At 59.2% G+C, this 7,083-nt stretch carries 7 protein-coding genes and 1 pseudogene; 3 read left to right on the top strand and 5 right to left on the bottom strand.

Annotated elements, in window-relative coordinates:
- The 4 genes and pseudogenes from ACIREA_RS22820 to ACIREA_RS22805 form a co-directional block, all read right to left on the bottom strand.
- Positions 1-791: pseudogene (locus tag ACIREA_RS22820) on the bottom strand (hypothetical protein); the annotation flags it as partial.
- A 38-nt stretch (positions 792-829) separates the two neighbouring features.
- Positions 830-2,248 (bottom strand): Fe-S cluster assembly protein SufB, encoded by a 1,419-nt coding sequence (sufB, locus tag ACIREA_RS22815; protein ID WP_397384653.1) that lies wholly within the window; start codon positions 2,246-2,248, stop codon positions 830-832.
- A gap of 30 nt (positions 2,249-2,278) precedes the next feature.
- Positions 2,279-3,037: a Fe-S cluster assembly ATPase SufC gene (sufC, locus tag ACIREA_RS22810; RefSeq protein WP_397384652.1), complete on the bottom strand. Its 759-nt coding sequence runs from the start codon at positions 3,035-3,037 to the stop codon at positions 2,279-2,281.
- A gap of 23 nt (positions 3,038-3,060) precedes the next feature.
- Positions 3,061-3,525, bottom strand: a complete 465-nt coding sequence (locus ACIREA_RS22805; RefSeq protein WP_397384651.1) for a Fur family transcriptional regulator — start codon at positions 3,523-3,525, stop codon at positions 3,061-3,063.
- A 133-nt stretch (positions 3,526-3,658) separates the two neighbouring features.
- Between ACIREA_RS22805 and ACIREA_RS22800 the strand changes: the two genes are divergently transcribed.
- Together ACIREA_RS22800 and ACIREA_RS22795 are read left to right on the top strand one after the other, a co-directional pair.
- Entirely contained in the window at positions 3,659-4,135 is a 477-nt protein-coding gene (locus ACIREA_RS22800) for a cupin domain-containing protein (protein ID WP_397384650.1), read from the top strand.
- Between the two features lie 58 nt (positions 4,136-4,193).
- Entirely contained in the window at positions 4,194-4,622 is a 429-nt protein-coding gene (locus ACIREA_RS22795) for a hypothetical protein (RefSeq protein ID WP_397384649.1), read from the top strand.
- A 1-nt stretch (position 4,623) separates the two neighbouring features.
- Here ACIREA_RS22795 and ACIREA_RS22790 read toward each other — a convergent pair whose 3' ends face one another.
- Positions 4,624-5,358, bottom strand: coding sequence for a DUF1003 domain-containing protein (locus ACIREA_RS22790; protein ID WP_397384648.1), 735 nt, complete (start codon positions 5,356-5,358; stop codon positions 4,624-4,626).
- An 86-nt stretch (positions 5,359-5,444) separates the two neighbouring features.
- Between ACIREA_RS22790 and hrpA the strand changes: the two genes are divergently transcribed.
- Positions 5,445-7,083, top strand: a 1,639-nt coding sequence (gene hrpA / locus ACIREA_RS22785; protein ID WP_397384647.1) for an ATP-dependent RNA helicase HrpA, incomplete at its 3' end; no start/stop codon positions are given.

The following is a 7,083-nucleotide window of genomic DNA, read 5'->3' as shown; positions in this document are numbered from 1 at the left end:
ACGATGCTGGAAAGATGCAGCGCCTGCGCATCATCCGCCAGCTCCTGGCAGGCGGCGTAGGTGATCTTGCTGCCACGACCACCGACAAGATCGGCAATGGCAATGCTCAGGCCGCCTTCGCCTTCGAGGCTGCGGTAATGATCAACCACGCTGACCTCGGCATTGTCACCGGTGACGATGAGCGTGTGCGGGAAAATCGCTGCGTGATCGCCGACCACCCAATGGAAGATTTCGACGGGCTTCTCAATCGCCACATTTTTCGGCACAATGATGACCGCGCCAGCTTTGACGTGAGCAAGGTGCAGGGCGGCAAACTTGGCTGAGCCCAGTGTCATCTCACGCTGCATGAAGTGCTCCTTGAGCACCTCGCTGTGATCCCTCAGCGCATCCGCAAAGGTCACGCAAACCACGCCAGCTGGCAGATTCGTGGTGTCAGACTCGACGAGCACGTCGTTCACGAACACAAAGCGTGCTGCACGTTCCTTGAGCCCTTCCGTGGCCGCGAGAGCAGCAGCGGTGTTTGCATCCGTGGGTGCGGCGGCAGGCTTATGATCGGCGAGTTCAATTTTCTTCGAGCTGGAGTAGCGCCAGTTCTCGTCCTTGATGCCAGGCATCGGCAGCGTCTGGAATTCAGCCCAGGCCGCTTCGGAACGGGCGAGAAACCAGCCGGGTGCGGATTTTTCATCGCGCACAGGCACGGTGATTTCGAGGCCGGAAGAAGCGGGAGTTTCGGAGTCTTGAGACACTGGGACGGGAGTGTGTTTGGGGGCTAGTGCGAGAGTGGCGGACATGGCGAATGACAAAGTTTGTTGGATGCCGGCGGGTCAGATCAGCCCACGCTTCCTTCCATTTCGAGGTCGATGAGGCGCTTCAATTCCACGCTGTATTCCATCGGGAATTCCTTCACGAGGTCATTGATGAAACCGTTCACGGACAAGCTCATGGCTTCGGCTTCAGTGAGGCCGCGCTGCATGAGGTAGAAGATTTGATCCGCGCTGACCTGGCTGACGCTGGCCTCATGCTGTGTAGAGTGCTGGTTGCCCCGCACGCTGATGGCGGGGTAGGTGTCCGTGTGGCTGTTGCTGTTGATCAGCAGCGCATCGCACTCGGTGTTGTTCTTGCAGCCCTTGAGGTGCTTCGGGATGTGAACCAGACCGCGGTAGGTGCTGCGACCTTGGCCGATGGAGATGGACTTGGAGATGACGTTGCTCGTCGTGTCATCGGCGGCATGGACCATCTTGGCACCGGTGTCCTGATGCTGGCCGCTGTTGGCCAGAGCGATGCTGATGACTTCACCACGGGCGCGCTTGCCCTTCATGATGACGCCAGGGTACTTCATGGTGAGACGGCTGCCGATGTTGCAGTCGATCCAGCGCACTTCGGCGTCTTCATGCGCGATGCCGCGCTTGGTCACGAGGTTGAAGACATTGCTGCTCCAGTTCTGCACGGTCACATACTGGATCTTGGCACCCTTCATGGCCACGAGTTCCACCACCGCGCTGTGCAGCGTGGCGGTTTCAAACTTCGGCGCGGTGCAGCCCTCCATGTACATCACTTCAGCACCTTCATCCGCGATGATGAGCGTGCGCTCAAACTGGCCAAACTGCTCGCTGTTGATGCGGAAGTAGGCTTGCAACGGATGCTTCACCTTCACGCCGGGCGGCACGTAGATGAACGAGCCACCGGAGAACACGGCGCTGTTGAGCGCGGAAAATTTGTTGTCGCCCGTCGGGATCACCTTGCCGAACCACTTCCGGAAGATCTCGGGATGTTTGTGCAGACCTTCGGTGCTGTTCACGAAGATGACTCCCTGCTCTGCGACCGCAGCCTTGATGTTCGAGTACGCGGCTTCGGAGTCATACTGAGCTTCGACACCCGCGAGGAACTTGCGTTCCTGCTCAGGAATGCCGAGACGATCAAAGGTCTTCTTCACGTCATCTGGCACATCATCCCAAGAGCGCTTCGGCTTCTGGCCGTCGCTGAGGTAGTAGCGGAACTCATCGAACTTGATGTTCTCCAGATCCTTCGTGGCCCAATGCGTGGGCATCGGCTTGTCCTGAAAGATTTTGAGCGCCTTGTGCCGGAATTCGCGAATCCAGTCGGGATCATTCTTCACGTCGGCGATGAAATCGACCGTCTTCTCGGTGATGCCAAAGCCGGAGTCGTACTTGTTGCGCTCGGGGAAAGTAAAATCGCCGACGCTGTCGACCTTGATGTCGGAGATGTCGTTGTCTGGGGCGGTGACCATAATGTTAAAGTTTGGCGGGTTTCTGTGCGCTTAAGCTGCCGTAGCCAGTGACTCATCAGTCACCCAGTCATAGCCACGCTCCTCAAGCTCCAGCGAGAGCTCCTTGCCGCCGGTCTTCACGATGCGGCCGTCTTTGAGGACGTGGACGATGTCTGGCTGGATGTAGTTCAGCAGGCGCTGGTAATGAGTGATGACGAGGAAGCCTCGGTTCTCGCTGCGCATGGCGTTCACGCCACGGGAGACAATTTTGAGGGCGTCGATGTCGAGGCCGGAGTCAGTCTCATCGAGAATGGCGTACTTGGGCTCCAGCATCATGAGTTGGAGGATCTCGTTGCGCTTCTTTTCACCGCCGGAGAAGCCTTCATTGACGCTGCGGCTGGTGAAGCTGCGGTCCATTTCCAGCTGGTCCATGCGGGCGTAGAGCTGCTTGTAGAATCTCACTGCATCAATGTCTTCACCCTTTGGCAGGCGGGCCTTCAAGGCTGCACGGAGGAAATTGGCGTTGCTGACGCCGGGGATTTCATGCGGGTACTGGAAGGCGAGGAAGAGTCCGGCGCGGCTGCGGGCATCGACGGCCATGTCGAGGATGTTTTCGCCATCCAGGAGGACTTCGCCGCTGGTGACTTCGTAGTCGTCGTGGCCGCAGAGGACCTTGCTCAGGGTGCTCTTGCCTGAGCCGTTCGGGCCCATGATGGCATGGACTTCACCGGGGTTGATCGTGAGGTTCAGGCCTTTGAGGATTTCGCGGCCGGGGATCTTGGCGTGGAGGGCTTTTATTTCGAGGGACATGGAAAGGGGGTTGGGGTTCAGGCTTACGAGTGCAGGGCTTTTTCCGCGCATTTGGAGCAGGTGCCGTGGATGGCCAGATCCGTGCGGGCGATCTTGGTGCCGGCAGGAAGGTTCCAGAACTTGGCGGGGTCGAAGTCGGTGGTCGGGTGCGCGTCGATGACCTTGCCGCAGGTCTCGCAATGGAAATGGATGTGCTCGTGCAGGTTCGCACAGTAGCGGGACTGGCCACGCTCCAGATGGACGAGCTTGATCAGACCGTTGGTGGTCAGGTGCTCCAGGCAGTTGTAAACGGTGGCCAGAGACATGCCGGGGCTGCGGCTTTTCACCCGGTCCAGGATGTCGTAGGCCGTGGGGTGGTCCGTGGAGGAGGCCAGGACTTCGAACACCTCACGCCGGTGCGGCGTCAGGCGTACGTCCGAACCCAGCACGGCAAGGCGGCAGTCCAGACCGGTAGGTTTGGCAGGAGTGCGTGAAGGGGAGGGGGGCATGACGAATTTAGAATTAGAATGATTCTAACTGTATTGGAAACGCCCGTTTGGCAAGTGGGGATGCCGGTTTTGCTGAAAAATTCTTTGCTCCAAAGCACGCCAAAACGCCCGTTGCGTGCTACAACCTGCCCATATGACCCGCACCAATGCCGAAGACATCCCCTGGACCCAGCAAAACTCCCCTCAAGGCAAGTACGGACTCGCCCGGCGGTCGCTCTCGATCGCCGCAGGCGGGCAGAAGGACATCGGCACCTGGGCTGGCGGCCATCCCTTCGATCTTGAAATCCAGCGCATTCCAGCGGGCAAGCTCAATTTTCCCTTCCATGAGCACACCGCCCAGTGGGAGGCTTACTACATCCTCAGCGGCAGCGGTGCGGTGCGCACCCCCAAGGGACAGGAAAACATCAAGGCGGGCGACTACCTCGTCTTTCCGCCCGGAGAGGCCCACCAGCTCATCAACTACGGCACCGAAGACCTCACCTTTTTCGTCATTGCCGACCAGCCGCAGGCAGATGTGATCCACTACCCCGACTCCGGCAAATGGATGACCAAACCGCACCGGAAAGCCTTCGAAATGCAGGAAGTGGAGTACTTCAAAGGTGAGGAGTAGGCCAATTCCCGCACAAGCATTGAGGTGTGAAGACCGGGAAATGCTGGCATGCTGAGCCATGAAACGACTTCTGCTCTCAGCCTGCCTCGTCTTGCTTTCCTCCTGCACCCAGCCGGTCTGGGAAGACAAATCTGTGACCGTAAGCGCCGAGTCCGGAAACTGGGGGCCCGCTCTCACCGTCCTCGAACATCAATGCGTGCACTGCCACGGCGACAACCGGCTCTCCACGATGCCGCCGATCAACGATACGCATGCTTTGTCGAAGCTCATCGGCTCCCACTGGATTGTCCCCGGCAAACCTCAGGCCAGCCGCTTCTTCCAGGTCGTCACCTTTCCTGATGAAATCCCCGGAGCCATGCCGCCCAGCGGCCATGCCATTTCCAAAAAGGACGTCCGGATTCTCCACGACTGGATCAAAACCGGTGCCAAGCTGCCTTCGCAAAACGTGAAACTCATTCCAGTCGGGCCGCTGCCGCGCTCGATCTGAATCACACTTGCGGCTTGCCTCGCCCGTGCGCCAGCTCGCGCAGCAGGTCGAGTTGGATCTGCTGCACCTCCATCAGCTTGGTGGCGTGCTGATGCAGCAGGTAGTCCATTTTTTCGTGCAGGTGGCGGATCTCAAGTTCGGCCTTCAAATTGATTTTGTAGTCACCCTCCGCGTGCTGGCGGTCGCGCGCCTCCTGCCGGTTCTGGCTCATCATGATCACCGGTGCCTGAAGCGAGGCTAGGAAGGACAGCATGAGGTTCAGCAGGATGAAGGGGTAGGGATCAAAGGGTTGCTTCAACAGCACCCCGGCATTGACCACAATCCACAGCACCAAAAACAGGCAGAAAGAAATGATAAAGCTCCGACTCCCGCCAAAGGCCGCGATCCTGTCCGCAAGCCACTGACCAAAGGTGAGCTTCTGCACCTCCTCAGTTTCTGAAAGCGGCCGCTCGCTCAGCACCTCATGTTTGTGCAGGCTCTCCACCACCTCTTCGTCCAGCTTCGTCAGATCGCCCACCTGTGTCTCCAGCAAGTGGCGCATGTATTCCAGCCGCGCCGCGTTCACTGCCTCAGCGCTCACTCGTGAGTCATCGGCCAGATCGGGATGATGGGTGCGCAGGGTGTTGGCAATGTTGGGCCGCAATTCCCGCAGCACGAGGAGCTTGGAAATAGGCTGTGACTTGCCAGTGACGGCGCAATTGCCTTGAGGTGCGGTTTTTGTGCGGGTGGACTCCATGGCCGATAGTACATCTTCGGGACATTCGTCATTCGGAATTCGTCATCTGCCATTTTCCGCCTACTCTCCTCGCCCGTTTTCGCTCCATGCCGCACATCAGTTATCCTCCAGACCTGCCCATCACGGCCCGCCGTGACGAGATCGTTGCGGCCATTCGCCAAAATCAGGTGGTGATCCTGGCAGGCGAAACTGGCTCGGGAAAAACCACGCAGCTGCCCAAGATGTGCCTCGAAGCCCTGCACGATGCGCGCGGGCAGATCGGCTGTACTCAACCACGACGTGTGGCGGCCATGAGCGTGTCTAAACGCGTGGCGGAAGAGCTTAATGTTCCCTGGGGTCGCGAAGTCGGCTGCAAGATGCGCTTCAGCGACGACACCAGCCGCGACACTCGCATCAAATTCATGACGGACGGCATCCTGCTGGCCGAGATCCAGAGCGATCCCATGCTGCGGAACTATTCCGTGCTTATTCTCGATGAAGCGCACGAACGTTCACTGAACATCGACTTCCTCCTCGGCTATCTCGTGGGCCTGCTGAAAAAGCGGCCTGATCTTAAGCTGCTCGTCACCTCCGCCACCATCGACACCGAGGCGTTTTCCGCCGCGTTTGGTGGCGCACCGATCATCGAAGTCTCCGGGCGCATGTTTCCCGTGGATATTCGCTACGCGCCGCTCTCGGGAGGTGAAGACGACTTCGGCTTTATCGACGGTGCCGCCGCTGCCGTCGAAAACGCCCTCATTGAAACTGACGACGGTGACGTCCTCGTCTTCATGCCAACCGAGCGTGACATCCGCGAAACGCGCGATCTTCTCGATGGCCGCCTCGGTTCCGGCTTTGAAGTGCTCGCCCTCTTTGGCCGCATGGCCTCCGCCGAGCAGCAGCGCATTTTCCAACCGGGCCGCAAACGCCGCGTCGTCATCGCCACAAACGTCGCCGAAACATCCATCACCATTCCGCGCATCCGTTACGTGGTGGATACCGGCCTCGCGCGCATCAGCCACTACAATCCACGCACACGCACCAAGCGCCTGCCCGTCGAAGCCGTGTCGCAGAGCAGTGCCAATCAGCGTGCGGGCCGTGCAGGCCGTGTGCAGGACGGCATCTGCATCCGCCTCTACTCACAGGAGGATTTTGACAAGCGCGACCGCTTCACCATGCCGGAGATTCAGCGTGCAAACCTTGCCGAGGTCATCCTGCGCATGAAGGCCTACAAGCTCGGCGAGATCGAGGACTTTCCCTTCATCAATCCGCCCGTCAGTGCTTCCATCCGTGCCGGTTACGATTTGCTTCATGAGCTCGGCTCACTCAGTGAAACGCACGAGCTGACGCCCCTCGGCCGCGAACTCGCCCGTCTGCCTCTCGATCCCACACTGGGCCGCATGCTGCTGCAGGCGCGCGTTGAGAAAGCCCTGCCGGAACTTCTCATCATCGCCGCTGGTCTGAGCATTCCCGACCCCCGCGAACGACCCGAAGAAAAACGCGAACTCGCCAACGCCGCACACAAGGCTTTCGCTGCTCCCGAGTCCGATTTCATCACACTGCTCAAAATCTGGAACGCCACGCCCGAAGCCTCGGGCGGTTCACGCAATGCGCTGAGGAAGTTCTGCAAATCGAACTTCCTCTCCTTCACTCGCATGCAGGAATGGCGTGATGTCTGGAAGCAGCTCTGCGATTCCTTCAGCGACGATCTGCGTCAGCAAACGCCACCTGCAACCGACGACGCCA

This window comes from Prosthecobacter sp. (assembly GCF_044373815.1).
Lineage (GTDB): Bacteria > Verrucomicrobiota > Verrucomicrobiia > Verrucomicrobiales > Verrucomicrobiaceae > Prosthecobacter.
Note: the sequence above shows the minus strand (reverse complement) of the source record. Positions and strands in the feature narration are given on the sequence as shown.

Bases quoted from the DNA above. Each gene is read 5' to 3' on its own strand.
- sufB (WP_397384653.1), bottom strand. From the start codon at position 2,248: ATGGTCACCGCCCCAGACAACGACATCTCCGACATCAAGGTCGACAGC.
- ACIREA_RS22795 (WP_397384649.1), top strand. From the start codon at position 4,194: ATGAAACGACTTCTGCTCTCAGCCTGCCTCGTCTTGCTTTCCTCCTGC.
- ACIREA_RS22790 (WP_397384648.1), bottom strand. From the start codon at position 5,358: ATGGAGTCCACCCGCACAAAAACCGCACCTCAAGGCAATTGCGCCGTC.
- ACIREA_RS22800 (WP_397384650.1), top strand. From the start codon at position 3,659: ATGACCCGCACCAATGCCGAAGACATCCCCTGGACCCAGCAAAACTCC.
- ACIREA_RS22805 (WP_397384651.1), bottom strand. From the start codon at position 3,525: ATGCCCCCCTCCCCTTCACGCACTCCTGCCAAACCTACCGGTCTGGAC.
- sufC (WP_397384652.1), bottom strand. From the start codon at position 3,037: ATGTCCCTCGAAATAAAAGCCCTCCACGCCAAGATCCCCGGCCGCGAA.